Annotated in this window: 3 protein-coding genes; all 3 read left to right on the forward strand. The window is 61.4% G+C overall.

Translation table 11 applies throughout. From position 1 onward, the window contains the following. Positions 1 to 764: MIP/aquaporin family protein (locus ESO89_RS18250; RefSeq protein WP_164932845.1), on the forward strand; the 764-nt coding region annotated here is incomplete at its 5' end. Between the two features lie 116 nt (positions 765 to 880). Then, the gene (locus tag ESO89_RS18255) at positions 881 to 1336 is read left to right on the forward strand and encodes a RidA family protein (protein WP_128906803.1); all 456 of its coding nucleotides are present in this window, start codon (positions 881 to 883) and stop codon (positions 1334 to 1336) included. A gap of 97 nt (positions 1337 to 1433) precedes the next feature. Further along, a partial coding sequence (locus ESO89_RS18260) for an arsenic resistance protein (protein WP_394345385.1) occupies positions 1434 to 1910 on the forward strand: 477 nt, incomplete at its 3' end.

Here is a 1910-nt window from a genome sequence, read left to right on the forward strand (position 1 = left end):
ATCCATACATTGCCGAGGTCATCGGAACAGCGATCCTCATCATATTCGGCGGGGGCGTCGTCGCCAACGTCGTGCTCAACGAGACGAAAGGGAACGGCGGCGGCTGGATCGTCATCACGTGGGGATGGGCCATCGGAGTGTTCATGGGCGTGTTCACCGTCAGTCAGGTCAGCGGCGGTCACATCAATCCCGCCGTGACGGTCGGCCTCGCTGCCGCCGGGCTGTTCGATTGGGCGCAGGTTCCGGCGTACGTCGCCGCACAGACGGTCGGCGGATTCCTGGGCGGCGTAGTGGTGTGGCTGGCGTACAAAGACCACTTCGCCGCGACCGAAGACGAGGAGGTGAAGCTGGCGATCTTCTCGACCAGCCCTGAGATCCGAAACTATTCGGCTAATCTGCTGACCGAAATCATCGGCACCTTCGTCTTGGTATTCGGCGTCCTCTACCTGAATTCTGCCGGATTCTTCGACGCTCAGTCGGGTGAGGTGCTTCAGTCGATTACCATCGACGGCCAAGCGGTGGGCTTCGGTCTAGGGGCACTGTCGGCGCTTCCGATCGCGCTTGTCGTGCTCGGTATCGGACTCTCGTTAGGTGGCCCCACCGGATACGCGATCAATCCCGCACGCGACCTCGGACCGCGCATCGCCCACGCAATTCTCCCGTTTTCGCACAAGGGACCGTCGGACTGGGCATACTCCTGGGTGCCCATCGTGGGACCGCTCCTCGGGGCGCTTCTCGCGGCCGGACTGTACCGTCTGCTGTGATGTCGTCGGGGCACCACGAGTCTGGACCCCCCGCTCCGCACCCCGAAGCCGGACTCCGATCACAGTTTCCGACTTGCTCCAAAGAGTTTTAATATATGAACAACTGTTCATCTATTATGGGGCAGCAGACAACCGAGGTCGAACCGGAATCGGAGCAGCGTACCGAGATGGATATCGATCCCACACTAAGTAAGGAGAGCAAGCGCCAGCGCGAAGGGACGGACAACATCGGTGCGTTCGGAAAGCGAACGGGCTCGTCCGACCTACGTTTTTTCGAGGGGATACTCCCTGAGATCGACGGAGAAATATTAAGTGAGCACTCAATCGAAGAGCAGTTCTCGACCGCGCTCGACAACCTCGAAGCCGCACTCGCCGACAACCGAAACGCGACGTTCGGCGACGTGATGAAGCTTGAAATTCAGCTCACAGATCCGAGCGCCGCGGAGGCGATCGACCACGTGTACGAGTCCCGGTTCGACGACGTCGAACTTCCCCCGCGGACCGTCGTCGGCGTCTGCTCGCTCCCGGGCGGCGCAGACGTCCAGCTCGACGTGATCGCGGCCGAAGAGTAACCACTGCTGCCGACACACCAATTATGAACAACTATCCGCCTACGCACCGGTATCGCTCTACGGCCGACTCACCCAACACGACGGGGGTGACGGTGGCGTGAGCGGCGCCGCTCACGAGCACGGCCCGAACTGCGACTGTGAGTCCTGCGGGGATCCCCGGTCGATGGACTTCCTCGATAAGTACCTCACCGTCTGGATCTTCGGCGCGATGGGGATCGGGATCAGCCTCGGCTACGTTGCGCCGTCGGTGACCGGTCCGATTCAGGACCTCCACCTCGTGGAGATCGGCCTCGTGTTAATGATGTACCCACCACTCGCGAAGGTCAACTACGGGCAACTCCCCGCTGTCTTCAAGAACGTGAAGGTACTCGGGCTGAGCCTCGTCCAGAACTGGCTCATCGGCCCCACACTGATGTTCGGGTTGGCGGTCATCTTCTTCAGCGGTCTCGTCCCTGGACTGCCTGCCCGACCTGAGTTCTTCCTCGGACTGGTGTTCATCGGGATGGCCCGCTGTATCGCGATGGTACTGGTCTGGAACGAGCTCGCCGAGGGTTCGAACGAGTACGCCGCGGGG

This window comes from Halorubrum amylolyticum (genome assembly GCF_004114995.1).
GTDB lineage: Archaea > Halobacteriota > Halobacteria > Halobacteriales > Haloferacaceae > Halorubrum > Halorubrum amylolyticum.